Raw genomic sequence first — 18,715 nt, 5'->3', positions numbered from 1 at the left:
GCTGTCGGACTCGGCGGTACGCGTTTCACTGCAGGTGCAGGGCCTTGTTGACCCAGATGACGTGGCTTCTGAAGGCGTCGGACTTGCCCAGCATCGGGATGCCCACCTGCTCGACGAGCTCGTCCACAATGGTGTCGACGGCCGTGATGATCAGACCGGTGCCCGGCAGCGCCTTGAGGGCGGAGACCGGGACGTGCAGGTAGTCCTTGTTCGCCAGGTCCACCGCCATGGAGACGGTGGCCAGTGCCCCGCCGACCGCTCCGGGCAGCGGGACGGCGCCCGTGGTGTTCTTCACCAGGCTGGTGGACGCGGAGCCGACGCCCTTCGCGCCGCCGACGAAGGACTTCACCTGGGTCCCGAGGGTCTTGGCCGCGGGCCCCGCCTTGGTGACCCCTTGTTTGACGACGTTGGCCACCTTGTCGGCCTCGTTGACCACTCCCTTGTAGACGTGGCCGAGTTCCGGGAACACCTCGCGGATGGACGTGTCCGCGGCCGCCACCACCTGCTGTCGGGTCAGCTTGGTGGCACCGGTCCGGTTCGCCTTCGCCCACGCGTCGAGAAAGTTCCGCTTGACGAGCTCGGCCGCCTCGGCACGGGTGAGCTGGCCGGCCTTGAAGGCCCTGCTGATCCGGTTGTCGCCGACCGTTTTGAGGCGCGCCAGGGCCCGTTCGACCTGGATGGTCAGCGCCTTGCCCTCGTCGTAGCCCTGCTGGGCGGCCGCGCCGAGGGTCCGGGGGACCGGATGCTCCTTCTCCAGGAGCCGGGCACCCCCGCCGACCCAGCTGCGGGCTGTGGTGGACCACTTGGACAACAGCTGCTTTCCCCAAGAGGCCACGTCTCCGGCTTCGCCCTGGTGCTTGATGTTCTTGAACTTCTCGTAGCCGGCCCGGGCCTGGTCGAGCACCTTGCTGACCGCGTCCCGATCATTGCGCCCGTCCGGGTCGGTGAACCGCACCGGGTTGTCCGCCCCGTAGGCGTAGGAGTTGCCGCTGTTGCTCGGCTGCACCGGGTCGGGGGCCGTCCAACGGGACAGCCAGGGTGCGTAGTAGCGGGCGCCGTGGTACGAGAACCCGGTCTCCGCGTCCTGCTCCTTGCCGTTGAACCGGTACCGCTTGAGGCTCACCTGGGCCGCGCCCGCCGCCGACCGGAAGGAGGTCGCGCCGTACGGGTGGTACTCCTCGTACGACAACAGCCGGCCGTCGCCGTCGACTTCCACCACCGCGCTCTCGAGGAGGTCGCCGAGCTGGAACCGGACCAGCGTCCGTCCGCCGGTGCGTTCCACCAGCGCCAGCCGGGTCTCCTCGTCGGTCACGTGCAGGCTGTCGCGCTCCAGCCGCACCTGCCCGCCGACCGTCTTGGTGTACCGCTCCCAAGGCCCGTCGTACACCCGCGTCTCCACCGTGCCGCCCCGGTCCACGGTGGCGCGCACCCGCCGCCCGGCAGCGTCGTACTGGTAGTACGCGCGGCCGCCGCCCCCGAGGTCGACGCCGGCAAGCCGGTTGTCCACATCCCAGTCCAGGCCAGGGAGATGGGGCATCGAAAGGAGGTTGCCGCTCGCGTCGTAGGTGTACCGGGCCGAGCAGACTCCGTCCGGGTCCCCCGGCAGGCTGGACCCGTACAGCCGGTTGTCCGCCGCGCCCACCTCGTGTCGCCGGGTCCAGCTTCCGCTGCCCGCCGCATGCACGAGCCGCAGCAGATTGCCGGCCGCGTCGTACGTGTAGGCCTCGGAGTACCGTCGCATCGCCCCGGCGTCGTTGATGTGCGGCAGCTCGTACACCGGCGAGCCCTGGGGCCCGGGTTGGCTCGTGGCGGTCTGCCCGATGTGTTCGCGTCCGGTGGCACCGGTGAGCCGGTAGGCCGGGTCGTAGACGTACTCGCGTCTGGCCGGCACGACGGCGTTGGCGAAGTACAGCGTCTCCTGGGCCAGATCGGAAGTGGCCACCACGTTGCCGGCCGGGTCGTAGGTGTACCGGAGGGCTTGGAGCAGCTCGCCGTCCGGCCCGCGGCTGTCCACCGTGGATAGCCGGAAGGTGTCGCGTTCGTACTGGCAGGCCGTGCGGACGGCCCCGTCGCCGAGCTCCAACAGCACCCGCTGCCCACGGGCGTTGTGATCGGCGTTGGCGACGACGGGCTGCCAGGTCGCCCGGTCGTCGGTGGACAGGTCCACGCCTTCCAGCAGGCCGGCCTCGTTGTAACGCCGTCGCAGCAGGCTCCCATCGGGACCGGCGGACAGCGTCGGCCGGTTCAGTGCGTCGTACGCGGCGCGGCTGCGGTACACCTGCTCCTCGAGCAGGGCTGCGGCGGCCTCCCCGGCCCGGCCGGGATCGTCCTCGGCGCCGGCCGCCGCCGACCAGTCCGGCTCGCTCCTCGGATCGAGGGTGAAGCACCTTTCGGTCGCGGTGGTGTTGCCCTTGAAGTCGACTGCCGTGGTCTGCACCAGTCCGGCGCCGTCGAACACCAGGCAGGCCCGACCGCGCAGATTACGGTCGGCGCCATCCGGCAGAGCCTCGCCGAAGTAGGTACGGCTTCGCAGCCGTTCGAGGCCGCCCGGTTCGGTGGCATACGCGTGGGTGGTCCGTCGCAGCGCGTCGTGCCGCAGCCTCGACGCGGTCCCGTCGGCTTGCCAGGCGTGGACCGGCAGTCCTCCGGCGTCCTGGAGGGACCAGCGTTCGCCCGCGTCGGGGCTCCGCGCGTAGGTGGGCCGGCCGAGCATGTCGTAGTGCTTCTCCAGGACGCGCACGCCGCGAGGGTCGATCACGGCCAGCTCGTTGCCCTGGACGTCCCGCTCGACCGTGCCTTCGAGCAGCTCGCCCGAGCCGTTGTCGGTGATCGTGCGGTGCGCGCGGCCCAGCGCGTCGTAGACCGTGGTGCGCGGGGTGTCGGCGTGCGCGAGCGTCAGCTCGGCGGCCCGTCGCCGCGGGTCGGAGGCGGGCAGCTCGCTGCGATCGGCGTACCAACGGCTGGTCCGTACCGTGTCGTTGCCATCCCAGTCGCGCTGCTCCCAGGCGGTGAAGGAGACCCGGGACTCGCTGCCGTCGGGATGCTCGGTGCGCACCAGACGGTGCAGCGGATCGTAGTGGAGCCGCGGGGTGACCCCGCTGCGGGACAGCTCCTCCTCCGCCTCGTAGCCGGGACCCGCGCTGAAATACGGCTCGTACTGGCGGACGGGGCGGCCGTGGTCGTCGTACACCACCCGCCCGGTCCCGACCCAGCGTGGAGCTCCGTCCACGGGTTCCGCCTGCACCTTGGTCAGGGCGACCCGGCCGGATCCGTCGATGTAGGTCCACTTCTCCTGTGTCTGGGGGAGATCCGAGCCGTGCTGTTCCCGAGACCGGGCACGGAAGCGGACCGGCACCTCGCCCAGTTCGTAGACCAGGGTCGTCGTGGGCGAATCCTCGGGGGAAGCCTCCGCGGTGCTCAGGTCCAGGTGGTCGCCTTCGCCGGCCCCGGACTTGCCCAGGACGGCCGTCGCCGTGACGAACCCGAGCGCGTCGAAGCGCACCCCGGAGCGGTTACCGTTGGGATCGGTGACCAACCACGGCTGCAGTACACGGAAGTTGAGCTCGCCCCGGGTGAGGTTGCGCAGCGGATCGCAGACCTCGGTCATGCGCAGCGCGTACGGGTCGTAGCCGATGTCCCAGCGCGCGCCGAAGGCGTCCAGATGGGCCACGGGCAGGAAGAACCGGTCCGGATCGAAGACCTGCCGGCCAGAAGGGAGCCACCACAGGCCTTCCTCAAACAGGAAGCCGGCGTCGCGCAGCATGCCTTGGGAGACGCGGCCGCCGAAGAGATCGGCCGGCTGCCCCGGCGCGTATACCTGTTGGTAGCTCTGCCAAGGCAGGGCGCGGATACCCGTGCGTCCGGCCGGCAGCTCCGCGGAGAGGTCGTCCGAGGTGTAGGTGTGCCGCGTACGGGAGAGCAGCCGGCGCTGCGGGCTCTGGTCCGACAGCCTTCTTTCGTACGGGAGTTCGTCGGCAGGGGCGTCGGAGAGGCCGGAGCGCAGCTCCTCTTCGGTGAAGAGTTCCCCGGCCCGGCGGATCCCGGCGGCCTCGAACTCCCGCTGCTCGACGGGTACGCCGATCCGCCAACTGCCCGTGGGGCCGACCTCGTTGGCGAAATCCTGCTCGGCCACGGTCATCCACAGCCGCTGCTGCTCGATATCGGTCCGTGCGGAGGGGCGTCGCGGATAGGCGACGTGCGCCACTCGGACCGGGTTCCCCCAGTCGTCCACGTCGAGGGTCAACTGGTGGCCGATCCTGGGATCGTCCGCGGCCTGCTCGCTGTGCACGCTCAGGGTCTCGCCGTCTCGGGCGTGGACCACGCAGTGCGCCGCGCTCCCGAGCGGCTGGAGCACGCGGATGCGGTAGTTGGACTCGGTGACCGCGTACGGTGCGCCCGGCTCGCCGTGCTCGTCCTCGGCGTACACCTCCTCGCGCAGCACCCGGCCGCGCAGGGCCCGTACGGCCTCCCGGCGCTCGGCGGTGGTCAGGCCGGGCGGCACCACGGTGTCGGGCAGCCGCAGAGCGGGGTCGCCCGGCCCGTACTCGTCCTCGTAGCAGGCCGAGAGCCGGTCCCCGTCCGCGCCGGTGTGCTGCCAGCGACGGGTTACCGTGGCGGGCTCGTACTCCCGGCTGCCCGGTCCGGCGTACGACCGGCCTTCGCGGCGCTCGACGAATCCGAAGCCGCGGAACTCGCGCTCCATGCCGTCGTAGTGACCGTGCCGGTAGCGGTAGGACGTCACCAGCGTGGTGTCCGCGACAGAGTCCCGGACGGTGACCTCGGCCACCACTTGCACCGGGAAGGGAAGGCTGGTCGTCCAGGGCCGCCCCGACGCGGCATCGGCGAGCGCGAACTCCACCGAGGAGGCGTAGCGGGTGGTGGTCGTGAGCCCCACCCCGTTGTCCGTCTCGTACAGCAGATGTGGTTTGCCCGCCGCCATGAGGTCTACGTACCGCACCTCGGGCTCACCGTCGGGCCGGGACTCGGCCAGCACCAGGCAGGCCGTGCCGTGGCCGAGCAGGTCGGTCACCGACACGGCCGCTGCGGTCGGTACCGACACCTGGACTGACTGCGGAACGCTCCACCCGTTGCCCGCTTGGTTGAACCAGACCCGGACGCCGTCACGGCCCGCGTAGACGAGGTCCGCGGGGGCGGAGCCGTCCACGTCCGAGAGGTGGATCCGGCGCGGGTCGAACAGGTCCGGCCGGTCGAACACAGGGGCGCCGGTCATGGTGACCTTGGGACCGAACCGGCCGTGTCCGAGGCTGGGCCAGTACACCGTCTCGCCGTTGCCGATCCGGACCAGGTCGGTGAGTCCGTCGCCGGTCATGTCGGCCAGGTATACGCTCTGTTCGGGATCGGAGAGCATCAGCCGGGGCCCGCGCTCCTCGGTCTGTCGGGTGGGGACGAACGTGCTGTCCCCGAACCCGTCGGGGCCCAGCGAGGGATACCAGGTGAACCCGTCGTCGCCGGACGTCAGTACATCGGTCAGTCCGTCGCCGGTGAGATCGACGAAGCGGAGGTTGCGGTCGCTCCACGGCAGGGAGGGCAGTGACCGGAAGGCGGTCAGGGGCTCCCAGCCGCCGTCCTCGGCGCGGCCGTGGTACCCGGGTACCGGACCGGAGAGGTCCGCGAGAGCGGGGCGCCCCCCGCCGGTGAGGTCCAGCAGTTGGCGGCGTCCGTGCGAGAACCCTCCGGCGGGCAGGGGATCGACGGGCCGCGGGCCGCCGAGCAGACCGTTGCCGCAGTTGGGCCGGTAGTACCAGGCCCCGGCCAGCTCGGTGAGTACGCCGGCGATCCCGTCGCCGTCCAGGTCCGCCCACCGATGGGGACCGTCGAGCCGCGGGGGCGGCTCTCCCGGCGGTGCCACGAGGGCGTGCGTCTCGGCGGAGACGGTCCGCGGCGTGTAGCGGCACCGGAGGGTGGGGAGCGTGGAGGTGGCGTACCCGGACCCGGACCCGGTGAGGACATGGCCTTGGTGGGTGATCGAGACCAGCTTGGTCGAAGCGGGGTCCGGAAGGTACTCCAGTCGGGTCGAATTCACCAATACCGGATCGGGGCCGAGTTCGGGAATGCGGTGGAACATGAGGATGCGCCGGCAGAGCCGCTGGGTCCGCACTTCGAACCCGCTGCGGCGGTTCGAGAACGGGTCGGCCCGATCCGTCCACTCCTGTTCCTCCTCGGGAGTGGGGGCCTCCTGCGCGTGCTCCCCGTAGTCCAGTACGAGTTCGAGGCAGAAGTCGTCGGCACGGTCCGGGTTACTGTTTCCGTACCGAATCCGCTTCGGATAGCGCTGGGGGCCTCCATCTTCCTTTTTGTGGGAATATCGGACGACGTTTCCGCGATCGTCGGAGCTTTCCTCCAGCAGCCAGCGGAAGACGTTCCCCGGCTGGTCGGGATCGCTGATGCGGGCCGCCGGATCCCGGCCGAAGACGCTGGTGACGTTGTCCGGAGAGGTGACCCGCCAGTGGGTGTCGCCGGTGCTGCGCTCGCGCCGGCGCTCGATCCGGGAGAACAGTCCTTCGGTGCGCGGCCGATAGGTCGTGACCTCGTACGGGCCGTCGGACCGCGGGGCGGGGAACAGGGTGGGGACCAGGTCCTCGGCGCCCGAGAGCTGGAAGGTGTCGGTGTCGTCGAGGTAGCGGGGCAGCCCCTTGTCGGTGCTGCGGGAGATCGACGGCAGCTCCATGGCCCAGCCGAGTCCGAACGGTCCGTTGCCGGCGCCGGAGTCATAGGTGAGAGTCGGCTTGGGTTCTGCATCGCCGCGGGCTTGCGTCATGGAAACCGGCACGGAGAGGGAAGCCGTACCCGTCAACGGGAGCGCCGAGAACTTTTCGCCCATCCCGCGGATTGCGCCGCCTGGCTTGGGGAGGGACAGGGACGGGGTGTTCCGGTCCGAGTTCCGGTTCCCCGAATCGGATGGTGCTTGTGATGTGTGATGTGCTTTGTCGGTCGGTGAAGGCTGGTCGGCGAAATTGCCGAAGAGCATGCTTCTCCCTCACGGCGCTTCTCAACGCTTATAGGATTTCCACGCGGTGGGTTCCTTGTTTCGCTGCGCAGCATAGCGGTGATCTATTCCACTCCTCCTTGATCCACTCGCAAACCCCTCTTTCAGGCGAACGTGCCGGCGTCGGGCTTCCGGATGTGGGCCTGGGTGTGGTCCGCGGCGCCGAGGTTGAGCCGGGCGGGGTGTATCGCGAAGTTCTACCTGTCGGTAACTTGTTTTGATCTAGGAGAGTAGACGTAGGGGAGCAGGCGCGTGCCAGACCACGACTTGATCGGCTCCACACAGAGCACGTTCACCTATGACGGTGCCACCCGCCGGGTGCTGCGCCAGGACACGCGCCCGGTGGTGATCATCATGGCGGAGATCCCCGGTATCACCCCCAAGGCCATCGAGTTCGCCGACCGCGTGGCCGGGACCGGCCGCACGGCGGTACTCCCGGTGCTCTTCGGTACACCCGGCCGGGACGCGGATCCCGGAGCCGTCGGCTGGCCGAGGGCCCGGCCGCGCCTTGGCGTCGACACTGCGGGAGGTGTGCGTGAGCCGGGAGTTCACGCTGCTGGCCACGGGGCGGAGTTCGGGCGTCGTACGGTGGCTGCGCGCCCTGGCCGCCGCCGAACACGAGCGCTGCGGCGGCCCCGGAGTCGGCGCCGTCGGCATGTGCCTGACCGGCGGCTTCGCCCTGGCCATGGCCGTGGACGAGCGCATCGTCGCCTCGGTGCTGTCCCAGCCGTCCTGCATGCCCCGATAGCCCTGGGCGAGTCCGCCGGGCGCGGGGAGCGCCCATGCCCGGGATCGGCGTGTGGCGGCACCGGACTCTTCGACTGACCGGAGCGCGCCGACGGCGGTCGCTGAACACGATGCTGGCGGGCAGCTCAGGACTCGACGTCGATGCCGTAGTCGGCGGCCAGGCCGGCCAGTCCGGTGTCGTAGCCCTGCCCGACGGCGCGGGCCTTCCATCCGTCGGAGTACCGATAGAGCTCCATCGCGACGGTGACCGTCTCGCCCGATGTGAAGGGATCCGGCTCGAACGACAGGAGGTCCTGTGACGGCTGGGTGGCCTCTGCCCGCCAGCTGGTGTGCTGGTCGAAGACCGCGGCGGGTCGGGCCTCGAGGTCGATACTGACGACGACGGCGATGCTTCTGACGACATCGGGGACACTGCCCAGGACGGCCGTGACCGTATCGCCGTCGGTTCGGACGCCGTCCTGATGAGGATGGTTGTAGAAGACCAGGTCGTTGTCGTTGCGTACCTTGCCGTTGGCGGTGAGGAGCACCGCAGATACGTCGACGGGCGCTCCGCTGGCAATGATGCGCACGGTGACGGGCGCTGTCTGCAGTGGGGCGTTGCCTCCCTTGGTCAGTTGTTCCGCTGGGACTGCGGGGAGATCGCATGCGGTCTGGTCTGCTGCCACCGGAGGGGTTGAGCCGGTGAGTGCGCTGATCGCGCTCTGGAAGACCGGCCAGCCTTCGGATTCCTCTCCGGGCCAGGGCCAGGTCATGCGCTGTGCGCCGAACTGCTTGGCGGTGGGCGGTTCACCGAGTGCTTCATGGAGCTGGAGATAGCGCAGGCTCTCCGTGGCCAATCGGCTCAGCTGCCACTGCCGACGAGACTCGTCCGGGTCGTTCATCCAGGTGTCGTGGTCGAGAGCCTTGCCGCCCAACGCCTCATAGGCCCTGCGGGCGAAGTCATAGCCGTCGCAGGTCAACAGACGTGTGGGTCGTTGCTGCTCGGCCGCGGCCGGCTCCCCGATGGCGGTGTACACGGAACCCAGATCACCGCCGGTCCAGCGGTTCGCGGCAGTGGTGGCGAACTGGGCGAACTGGATCAGAGTGGGCGGACGGCCCTTGGCGGCGACGAACCTGTGATGGGCACGGGCCACGCCTTCCAACTCGACGCGCCAGCGCTGCTGGAGGTAGTTGGCGAGGTGCTTCCCAGCCCAGGTGCGGCGGTGCCGGGTCACGATGTCACGGACACGCTCGAAGCCCCCACGACGAGTGGAGTAGCCGATGCCCGAAGATACGGTGACGTCACCGAGGGGTGTGCCGACCGAGAACCCCTCGTCCCTTGTGATCGTTTCCTCCGGCCCCAGGTGCTGTTCTGCGGTACGCAACTCCTCGAACAGGGAGGCGTCGACCGGACAGCCGACTGTCTTGAGTGCGGCGAGGGAATGCCTGTAGTAGTCGGTTACACCTGACAACGAGGTGCGAGAAGCGGGGCCCTCGCAGACGAACCAAGCGGTGAGAGCAACCCCGTGCCAGAACTCCACTGCAGGGCCGAAGGCGTCTGTCATGAGGTGGTGAGGTCGCGGATTGCCCACGATGCTGCGGGAATAGCGCTGCAGCGTCATGGTGTCCCACAACCGGCCCACACGTTCGTTCACCGCAGCGGGCAGGATGTCCCGGTACAACTGAGGAGTGAATCCCCGGTCGTTCCCGGACAGTGTCATGAGTTCCTCGTCGACCAAACCCCACAAGGACCGCATGCCAGGGGCTTGAACGGAGTGTGCCTGGTCGAAGGCCGCCCACCACTCGCGCAGGGCGTCACTGCGTTCCTCGACCGGGGAGAGGGAGGACGACCCCCCGAGGAAGGCAGCGAGTACCGCGTGCATCTCTTCCTCTGCCAGCCCGGACTCGGCTGCCATGGTCGCCGCCTGGGAGGACATTCCGACGTACAGGCGGGGCTCGGGAAGCGTGGTGATGACTTCCTCGTCAGGATGCGGGGGCGCCTGGAGGTAGTCCAGTACGGCGAGCCAGTCGCCTGAGAAATAGCCGGAGACGACGGGTTGCAGGGTCCGGGTCAGGACACGACGGGCGAGGGCCGTCCCGATCTTGGCGGACTTGGCCTTCTTGGCGAAGCCTTCCATGAGGGACTGCACCTGCGTCATGCGATGGCGGGCGACGAGCTGCGACAGGTCGTCGGCGGCGAGAGAGTCCAACAGATCGAGGCGTGCTCGATGCTGCGCACCCCGATCCAGTCGGTGCCAGCCGGCACCGAAACGGAAGCGCTCCAGAACATCGGGAGACAGACCCAGCCGAGCGAAGCGGCTCTCGATCCCGTCCCATAGCTGCCGCTGTTCCTCGATCGAACCGATGGGGCCTGCCGCCCGGACCCGGACCGGCTCCATCACAGTCTCGAACAACGGGTTCAACAACGCCCACAGCAGCACCTGATCGGCGCTGTCCACGGCGCTGATCCGGGCGGTGTCGTCCGCTGCCACCGTCATCGCGTGCGCCGCGCCCCGGCGCATCAGATGCGGCAGATTCACCACACCCGCCTTCATCGACAACTTCTGCGGTAGGTACCAAGCACCCCGACGCTGCTGTTCCTGGACACCGAACGCATCCGTGCACAAGAGACGCTCCTGCGGCGCGAGCCCCACCAGCTCGACCGTGTCCGATGCCTGAGGGCCCTTGCCCTGGGTGACTCTGACCACCGGCTGCCCGCTGAGTGCGGCTTCCAGGAGTCTTGCGGCCATCCGGTCGAGTTCGGCGAACCGCTGGTCCTGGCCCGCAGCGGCCTCGAGTATGAGGGCCTCGGCCAGACTCATGCCGGTGGCGTCCCGCCACCATCGCAGTTGATCACTGGCCACCGGTCAGCCTCCTCACGTACCCGACGAACTGCTCGAACGGCATGGGGGTCGCGGAGCTCTGTGCATAAACGGCGTAGCGTTGCGCCATCAGCTGCATCTCCCGCTCGGCTCGTCTTGCCTCCACCCGGTCCAGGTTGTGCACCACACGCTGCTCGACGCGGCCCCGTTCGTACAGCACGAACGCATCCACCCCGGCCGGGCTGGCGCCCGTGAACTCATCACCCCCGTCGCCTGCACTGCTTTCGGTCTTCTCCGACAGTGATGCTGCATCGATGAGCGGGGCGTCGAGCAGCACTTCGGGATCCATGTCGTTGTCCACGCACATGGCTTCCAGATGTTCCTCGAGGCCCAATTCCGCGTGGCAGACCACGTCCATGTACTGCTCGCCAATGGGCACGCCCGCATGTCGCAGGACGCGTACGCCACGCCCCACGAACTGGTAGAACTCGCCGAAGCTGCCGTAAGGGCGTACCGGCACCACCACGGTGATCGGCGGGAAGTCGTAGCCCTGGCCGAGCATCCGAAGCTGCACGATGCCTTGGAGGTCACCCGAATCGGACTCGAACCGACGCCGGGTCGCGGCAATCGCCGACGCAGACATGCTGTGATGCAGCGTCCCGCAGGGTATGTCGTGCGCCTCGGCGATCCGAGCGATCTGGTGGGCGTGAGCCTCACCCATCGCTGAAAACAGCACCCGGGGCTTGACCGGAGAGAGCAGCTTGGCCTGCTCGTCCAGACAGGCTCGCGTCACCGCCATCACCTGGTGGATCGATGCGTCGGACCGCGCGGTGATCCGCGCGATCTTCCGCTCGTCCCCGAGGGCAGCGAGCAGCGCCTCACGGCCCACGATCTCCTCACGCTGGCCGTCCGGCCACACGGCCTCGTACACCGTCGCCGCTGCATCAGGGGCGAACCTGTGTACCCGCAAGTTCTTCGCGGATCCGTCCGCGACGGAGTCCACTAGCCTGTACCGGTAGACGACGTCGGCGTCGATGGATTTGCCGTCCAGGCGCTTGAAGCAGGCCGACATGAGCAACGTCCGCGCATGACGGAAGTGAGCGAACAGCCGCTGGTAGGAATCACTGGCCGCGATGTGCGCCTCGTCCACCACGATGAAGTCGATTTCGTTCGGCTCCAGCTTCGCCAGGAGGTCCCCGGGCTTGTCCCCGGTGCCCAGGGCATGGAAGTTCGTCACCAGAACGTCCGACGCCAGCAGTCTTTCTCGGGTCACCTGGCTGATCTGTGTGTCGTCCGCGTCCAGAACCAAGGCGTGCGGTGGGCGGGTCCCGGGCAGCAGGGGGCCACCCGCCAGCCCGTACAGGACGTTGCCCGGAGCGCCGGGGTCGAGGGCCTTGGCGAAAGTGCCGCGGATCACCGAGCCGGGCGTCACTACGAGAGCCCGGCGTTTGGTGAACGAGAGCGCGGCAGCCACGCCCAGCGCGGTCTTGCCGGCTCCAACGGCCATTACGGTCGCAGCGTGGCGGCCACCAGAGGCGTAGTAATTGGCCAGCGCGCCCAGCGCTTCGTCCTGGCACGCTCTCAGCGGCCCTCGATCCACCAGGGGCCGGACCCCGTCGAAGTAGGCGGTGTCGGAAACCGCCGGGCCGAATCGCGGTGGATCGGCGCACCGCATAGGGTCGCCCGCCATGTCCGGAACCTCGACGTGGGGCGCTGCAGCGACAAAGGGCGAAAGCCCTGCGTCGCGGTGGAGCATGGCCTGCAGCTGTTCGACGCAGCGATGGGTGTCCAGGCGCACGGCATCGTAGGAGAACCGCAGCACGGTCAAACCGGTGGCCGCCAGGTCGTTCTGGCGGAGCCTGTCGTACGTGAAGGCGGCGCGGTCACTGTGGAACGCGAAACCATCCAACTCGATGGCAAGTTGGAGCGATTCGCCCGCGATGAGGTAGTCCAGCCGGTAAGAGCGCTCGTTGACCGTCACCGGATGCTGGCTGTGCACCCGCGGAACGATGCCCGGTTCGACAGCAGGAGTAAGCACCCACCGGAGGAAGGCCTCCTCCAGATAGGAGGCAGAGGGGATCAGCTGGTCAAGGCGAGTGCTCATACCAGTCCGCCCGCGGCATTCTCGGCAGACAGCGCCTCGGTCTTCTCCAACAGACGCTCCAGCACATCCTCGCCTTGCCTGAAGCAGGCGAGTCTGCGAGCCAGCGCCAACGCTTCGGCGAACGCCCCTTCGCGCTCGAGAAGCGAGATCAGGCGTGGCACAGATGAGACCCTCACGAACGTCTCCGGACGGACGTCCTCGTCGAACGACACCGCCTGCGGTGCGGCCTCCATCAACTCCAGGTCCAGCTCGGCGAAAACCTCGAGCATCTCGAGCCCGGCAGGGTACGAACGTCGATCGCTCCACAGCCGGTCGACCGCACTCTGAAGGACGAAGTGGTAGTCCATGGCCGAGCCCGGAAGCTCCAGGGCCTCCCAGACACTCGTGAGGTGTTCCGCGCCCCTTGCATCGAACGGTACGTGTTGGCTCGCCGGGGTCGCCGAGGTACTCCCCTCAGCGGTAGGCCACATCGGCCTGCCGTACGACTCATCCGGTCGGACGGAGGCGCCGGGAAGCCGATCCCTCACGACACCAGGGCTGCCGGTGAAGGCCAAACCTGGGATCGACGCCATTCGCTCGAACCACGTCCTCAACGGCTCCCACCCCTGTTCTTCCGTGTACGGCTCAGCGCACCCGTCCATGCCGCACACGGAACCCATTGTCACAGCCCTCGGCGCGCCGCCGCACCCCAACTGGCAACCTCCATCCGCTCGCTTTGGTGCCTTATTCACGCGGTGAGGGTGGTGTTCAGGATGATGGCGGCTTGGCCGATGGTGCCGGGCATGAGGTGTCGGTAGGTCTTGAAGGTGATCTCGAGGTTCGTGTGGCCCATCCATTCGGCGACGTCGGTGATGGGGATGCGGTGGGCGAGGCAGTTGGATGCGAAGAAGTGGCGGAAGCCGTAGAGGACCATGCCGTCCGGCATGTCGAGGTTCTGGGTTTGTTTGATGCGGCGCCACCGGTTGTTGAGTAGGTAGCTGGCGTAGGGGCGGGACTGGTCCTGCGGGTGGCGGAGGAGGTAGCCGTCCACTGTCCCGTGCGTCTGCGCGTATCGCTCGATGGTCTCCTTCACCTGCGGGGGCAGGGGGACGTCCCGGTGCTCGCCCTTCTTGCGGTGCTTGAGGCGGTCGTACTGCTTGGTGGTGCGGTTGACTTGCTCGGTGACGCGGTAGGTGTCGGCGGCGACGATGTTGTTGAGGTTGACGGCTGCTGCCTCACCGTTGCGCAGGCCGCACCCGCTCATGAGGTCGACGAGCAGCTGGAAGGCGTCGTCGCCGACCGTGCGCAAGACGCGGAGCTGTGCGGGGGAGGGGATGACGGCGCGTTTGGGGTCGTAGACGGGGGCTTGGACGCCGAGGAGGGGGCTGTCGAGGTAGATGCCGAGGCGGTGGGCATCTAGGAGGATGGCCTTGAGCTTGTCGAAGGCGTTGGCCTGGGTGGCCAGGCCAGTGCCGGCCCGTTCCATGGCGCGGATGAAGTGCTCGACGACCTTGTGATCGAAGGAATCCATGCGCCGGGTGCCCAGGGCCGGGAAGAGGTGGTGCTCTAGGAGCGAGTCGAGGTGGAGGAGGGAGGCCGGCGCCAGGTGGCGTTGGCCCTGCTTCCACTCCCGGGTGTACTCGCGGAAGGTCATGGGGCCGTACTTCGCGAGGCGCTCGGTGCGGGTCTGGTTGGCCGGGGCAGACTTGCGCTCGTTGTAGACAGCCACCAGGCGGGTGATGGCCGCTTCCCGGCTGGTGAACCCTGATTCCTGCTGCTGGCGACCCATGGTGTTGCGGTAGCGGATCTTGTAGGGGTGCGGGCAGCGGGGCCAGTAGGCCTGGTCGTGCCCGCATTCCTTGAACACGGCGCCCATGCCGTGTGCCAGACTCGTTGGTGCCATCTGTGTGCCGCTCCTCGGACCGATGCTGACGATTTGCTGACCGCCAGTGATCCGATACCCCTCTGACCTGCGAAAACTTGTCTGAGCGAATACTTGTTCTGGAACTGGATCGGACGCACCAACGAGGAGATCGTCCAGTTCCGCAAGGACTGGATGGAAGGCACCCGCTACGGCGAAGTGAAGGGCTACGACGGCCCTCCGATCCCCGCGCCCGGGCTCCCGCCGGTGCCGCTGAAGGCACGTGGGCGGGTCCGCTGAGCTGTGTCTTTGTGGAGAAGGTCGATCCGTCGAGGTCAGCCGAAGCGCGGCTGACCTTCACGTGAACCACCAGGATCAAAGCTGACCCCATGCTGACTTACGTGATGGGACGTCAGGTCGACTGGTGACTTCCGAGGGACGCGAAGGAGTCCTCGATGGGGTCCTCGGGCTGGGCGCGACCAGGCTTTCATCTCACCCGGCTGTTCAGGTGCAGCGTTCCTTGCCACGCCAGGTCGCCGGCCGAGCGGCCCACCATGACGTGGAAGGTGCCGGGCTCCGTGCGCCAGGCCCCTTCGGCTTCGGACCAGTGCCGCAGCGCGTCGGACGGGACCTGCACGACGGCGGTCGCGGACCTGCCTGGTTCCGCGTGGACCGTGGCGTAGCCCGCGAACCAGCGGACGGGCCGGTCCACGGTGGAGTGCGGACGGGCGAGGTACACCTGCACGACCTCGCGGCCGGGCCGGGCGCCCGTGTTGCGCACCTGGACGCGGACCGTGAACGGGGACCCTTCCGTGACCTCGGCCGGAGCGTGGACCGTCCCGTACTCCCAGGTGGTGTAGCCCAGGCCGTGACCGAACCAGTAGGCGGGCTCCCGGCCGGCGAGCAGCCAGGCCCGGTGGCCGATGTGTACGCCTTCGTCGTAGGCGAGTCGGCCGTCGACGGGGTGGGCGCGGGTGACGGGTGCGTCGGCCAGGGCGGCTGCCCAGGTGGTGGGGAGGCGGCCGCCCGGCTCGGCGTCCCCGAAGAGGACGTCGGCGAGCCCGGTTCCGGCCTCTTGCCCAGGGAACCACGAGAGCAGTACGGCGCCCACCTCGTCGCGCCAGGGCAGTTCGACGGGGCCGCCGCTGTTGACCACGGCGATCGTGCGCCGGTTGGCGGTGGCCACGGCGCTGACCAGGGCGTCCTGGTGGCCGCCCAGGGCGAGGTCGTCGCGGTCGTGGCCCTCGGTCTCGGTGTGTTCGGTGGTGCCGACGACCACGATGACGGCGTCCGCGTCGCGGGCCGTCCGGACCGCTTCGGCGAGCGCGTCCGCCGCCTCGGGCTCCGGCGGCGCGGCCGCGACGATCGTGGCGCGCCCGGCTCCGGGGACCAGTTCGCGCCGGGCGGTCAGGAGGACGGGTTCCGTCGTCTCCAGGGTCGCGCGCACCGTGTGGCGGGGCGGGTTCACATGGACGATGGCCGGGTCGTCGGTGGTGCACGGGAACTCGCCGTCCAGGAGGGTCCGGCCGCCGAGGGTGAGGCTCATGCGGCCGAAGCCGGCGATGGAGAAGTTCCATTCCCCCGTCGTCCGCGGCCGGACGAGCGCGCTGATCTCCACGGTCCGCGCGCCGGGTTCCACGGGCGGCTCCAACTGCGTCCCGGACAGCCGGTGTTCCGCGTGGAGCTCACGGCCCGCCTCGTCCAGGATGCGCAGCAGGACGCCCGGCTCTCCCGAGCGCGGGTCGGCGCACCAGTCGGCGGCGAGGGGAGCGGGGGGAACGCCCAGTCCCGGACCCGGTACGTACGCCACCCGGGCCAGGCCGTCCAGCCGGTCGCGGATCCCGTCGAGGGGAGTGACCACGCGTGAGGGGAAGACCCCCGCGCTGCCTCCGCCCTGCACCCGCGGGGAGGCGGCGTGCACGCCGATGACGGCGACCTTCGCCAGGGACGACGGGGCGAGCGGGAGCACCTCGTGGTTGGTCAGCAGTACGCATCCGGCGGCCACCGTGCGGCGCAGCAGCGCCCGCGCTTCGTCCGGTCCGAACGCCGCGGTGCGCGGGCGCCGATCCGGTTCGAGCGCCCCCACGCGTCCGGCCAGCCGCAGCAGGCGCCGTACCTTCTCGTCGACGGCCTCCTCGGGGACGTGGCCGTCCCGCACGGCCTGGACGAGGGAGGCCTCCCAGGGGCCCTGCGGTCCCGGCATGGCCAGGTCGAGTGCGGCGAGGGCCGGTTCCGTGGTCGAGCGCAGGGCGCCCCAGTCGGAGATCACCACCCCGTCGAAGCCCCAGTCGCCCTTGAGGGGTTCGGTGAGCAGCGGACTGGCCGTCATGGTCGCGCCGTTCACGCCGTTGTAGCCGGCCATCACCAGCCAGACGCCCGCCTCTACGGCGGCCTCGAACGGCGCCAGGTACACCTCGCGCAGCGCCCGCTCGGAAGCCCGTACGTCCACGTGCATCCGCCCGGTCTCGGAGTCGTTGGCCACGTAGTGCTTGGCCGTGGCCGCGACCCCTGCCGTCTGGATGCCCCGTACCAGCGCCGCGCCCGTACGGCCCGTCAGTACGGGATCCTCCGAGAAGCACTCGAAGTGCCGGCCGCCCAGCGGGGTGCGGTGCAGGTTGAGCGTCGGCGCCAGGACGATGTCCACGCCCTTGCGGACCGCTTCGGAAGCGAGCAGACCCCCCAGCTCCTCGATCAGGTCCTCGTCCCACAGCGCGCCGATCGCGGAGGCGGAGGGAAGCAGTGCCGACGTGCGCCGCTCGTCCCAGGCCTCTCCCCGTACCCCGGCGGGCCCGTCGGAGGTCACCATCTCGCGCAGGCCGATGGCCGGTTCGCCGGCCGTCCGCCACGTCGTGGCCCCGGACAGCAGCCTCACCTTCTGTACGAGATCGAGCTTCTCCAGCAGTCGGTCGAGCATGTCCTCGCCCATCCCCACCCCATCCACGTCATCCGCTCCTCACCTATGGGAGAGCGCTCTCCCAAGCTTTGATGTGTGCTGTATCCCGAGTCAAGCCCCCTTTGAGGGCGAATCTTCGACCAAGAGAGAAGGCCCGGCCCGCCCCGTCGTGCAGACGGGGCGGGCCGGGCCGGTACGGAGGATCCGACTGGGTCAGGGCAGCCGGTACTCCGAGTTCAGCGCGGCACCGCGTTCGGGGCGGTACAGGTCGAAGCCGCGCGGGTCGCACTGCAGGCCGCCGACGATGCAGTGGTCGACGAGGGCCTTGAGGGTGCGTTCCTCCCAGGCGTTGAAGAAGTCGTAGTGGAAGGAGTAGCCGCGGCCGCTGGCGAGGCGGACCTGTGACATGTCGCCGTTGACCGGCCAGGCCATCTTGAACTCGATCATCGGCAGGGCGACGGGATGAGAGGCCGGGCACATGTTGTCGTTGGTGCCGGGCTTGACGACCGTGTACGACATGTGGCTCTGGTGGTCGGGGGTGTCGAGGTACTTGCCGTCCCAGCAACTGGGCGCCTGGAAACGGAGGTTGAGCTGGACGTCGGGCCGGTTCGGGCAGCTCGCCGGGATGTCGGTGTTGAAGAAGCTGTCACCGCACTCCCAGCCCTCGACGAAGCCCTTGTGGTCGCGGAACTGCTGGGCGGTCTGCATCGGGTTGCCGACGACGAACCGCAGGCCCTTGGGGAAGGGACGCACGCTGGTGTAGTCGGTGACGCCGGCCTTGTAGTAGATGACCTGCGGTCCGGTGGGCAGGATCTTCTGGTCACCCTTGAACAGCGAGGGCATCCAGTAGGCCGAGGCATCGGCGGGCGCCTTGCACGTGGTCGCACCTCCGTACAGCGAGGCGGTGGTGCTGTTCGCGTGGGTGGAGGTGTTGCCCATGAACGTGTGGTCGTGGGACCTGCCGGGCTGGCCCGGGTAGACGATCGGGTCGTCCGGCGCGGTGTGCGTGACCGAGCAGCCGGCCTGGAACTCGTGGTGGTAGGCAGGCGGCGGTGTCCTGTCGGACGGCGTGACGCCGGTGACCTGCGGGACCGCCGGGATGTAGCCGTCCCCGTCGGCGTCGTCGCCCGACGCCTGGAGGGAGGCGGCCATGATGTGTCCGCTGTGTGACGCCGCGGACGAAGAGGGGGTCGAGCTGCCGGGATCCGCTGCGTTGGCGATCGCGCCGATGCCCAGGAGGCTGGCGACGAGGGCGGTGCCGAGGAGGAGCGCGGAGAGCCGTTTGGGACGTGCTGTCATGGAAGTCTCCTGCCGTTCTTGTGGC

At 69.1% G+C, this 18,715-nt stretch carries 8 protein-coding genes and 1 pseudogene; 2 read left to right on the top strand and 7 right to left on the bottom strand.

All coding sequences use genetic code 11. From position 1 onward, the window contains the following. Positions 1–25: 25 nt before the first annotated feature. A complete protein-coding gene (locus tag ACODT5_RS19985; RefSeq protein ID WP_422520677.1) occupies positions 26–6,841 on the bottom strand; it encodes a SpvB/TcaC N-terminal domain-containing protein in 6,816 nt (2,271 codons plus the stop codon). A gap of 700 nt (positions 6,842–7,541) precedes the next feature. On the opposite strand from ACODT5_RS19985, the gene ACODT5_RS19980 reads away from it, so the two are divergent. Further along, positions 7,542–7,754, top strand: coding sequence for a dienelactone hydrolase family protein (locus tag ACODT5_RS19980; protein WP_422520676.1), 213 nt, complete (start codon positions 7,542–7,544; stop codon positions 7,752–7,754). 124 nt (positions 7,755–7,878) lie between these two features. Here the strand turns inward: ACODT5_RS19980 and ACODT5_RS19975 are convergent, their stop codons facing one another. The 4 genes from ACODT5_RS19975 to ACODT5_RS19960 all read right to left on the bottom strand — a co-directional run bounded on the left by ACODT5_RS19975 (position 7,879) and on the right by ACODT5_RS19960 (position 14,540). Further along, positions 7,879–10,596, bottom strand: a complete 2,718-nt coding sequence (locus tag ACODT5_RS19975) for a TerD family protein (RefSeq protein WP_422520675.1) — start codon at positions 10,594–10,596, stop codon at positions 7,879–7,881. Then, entirely contained in the window at positions 10,586–12,658 is a 2,073-nt protein-coding gene (locus ACODT5_RS19970; RefSeq protein WP_422520674.1) for a DEAD/DEAH box helicase family protein, read from the bottom strand. Before ACODT5_RS19970 ends, ACODT5_RS19975 begins: the two co-directional genes overlap by 11 nt. After that, positions 12,655–13,005 (bottom strand): hypothetical protein, encoded by a 351-nt coding sequence (locus ACODT5_RS19965; protein WP_422520673.1) that lies wholly within the window; start codon positions 13,003–13,005, stop codon positions 12,655–12,657. The genes ACODT5_RS19970 and ACODT5_RS19965 overlap by 4 nt, the downstream gene beginning before the upstream one ends. Positions 13,006–13,385: 380 nt before the next feature. Then, complete coding sequence (locus ACODT5_RS19960; protein WP_422520672.1) at positions 13,386–14,540, bottom strand: tyrosine-type recombinase/integrase; 1,155 nt, start codon at positions 14,538–14,540, stop codon at positions 13,386–13,388. A 93-nt stretch (positions 14,541–14,633) separates the two neighbouring features. Here ACODT5_RS19960 and ACODT5_RS19955 point away from each other — a divergent pair. Further along, positions 14,634–14,798, top strand: a pseudogene (locus ACODT5_RS19955) (pirin); the annotation flags it as partial. Between the two features lie 187 nt (positions 14,799–14,985). Here the strand turns inward: ACODT5_RS19955 and ACODT5_RS19950 are convergent. After that, the gene (locus tag ACODT5_RS19950) at positions 14,986–17,424 is read right to left on the bottom strand and encodes a glycoside hydrolase family 3 C-terminal domain-containing protein (RefSeq protein WP_422524972.1); all 2,439 of its coding nucleotides are present in this window, start codon (positions 17,422–17,424) and stop codon (positions 14,986–14,988) included. A 180-nt stretch (positions 17,425–17,604) separates the two neighbouring features. Then, positions 17,605–18,690, bottom strand: a complete 1,086-nt coding sequence (locus ACODT5_RS19945) for a DUF1996 domain-containing protein (protein ID WP_422520671.1) — start codon at positions 18,688–18,690, stop codon at positions 17,605–17,607. Positions 18,691–18,715 lie beyond the last annotated feature (25 nt).

This window comes from Streptomyces tatrensis (assembly GCF_049310065.1).
Taxonomy (GTDB): Bacteria; Actinomycetota; Actinomycetes; order Streptomycetales; family Streptomycetaceae; genus Streptomyces.
This window is presented reverse-complemented; position numbering and strand designations above follow the sequence as displayed.

Bases quoted from the DNA above. Each gene is read 5' to 3' on its own strand.
- ACODT5_RS19950 (WP_422524972.1), bottom strand. From the start codon at position 17,424: ATGGGCGAGGACATGCTCGACCGACTGCTGGAGAAGCTCGATCTCGTA.
- ACODT5_RS19945 (WP_422520671.1), bottom strand. From the start codon at position 18,690: ATGACAGCACGTCCCAAACGGCTCTCCGCGCTCCTCCTCGGCACCGCC.
- ACODT5_RS19970 (WP_422520674.1), bottom strand. From the start codon at position 12,658: ATGAGCACTCGCCTTGACCAGCTGATCCCCTCTGCCTCCTATCTGGAG.
- ACODT5_RS19960 (WP_422520672.1), bottom strand. From the start codon at position 14,540: ATGGCACCAACGAGTCTGGCACACGGCATGGGCGCCGTGTTCAAGGAA.
- ACODT5_RS19985 (WP_422520677.1), bottom strand. From the start codon at position 6,841: ATGGGCGAAAAGTTCTCGGCGCTCCCGTTGACGGGTACGGCTTCCCTC.
- ACODT5_RS19965 (WP_422520673.1), bottom strand. From the start codon at position 13,005: ATGGACTACCACTTCGTCCTTCAGAGTGCGGTCGACCGGCTGTGGAGC.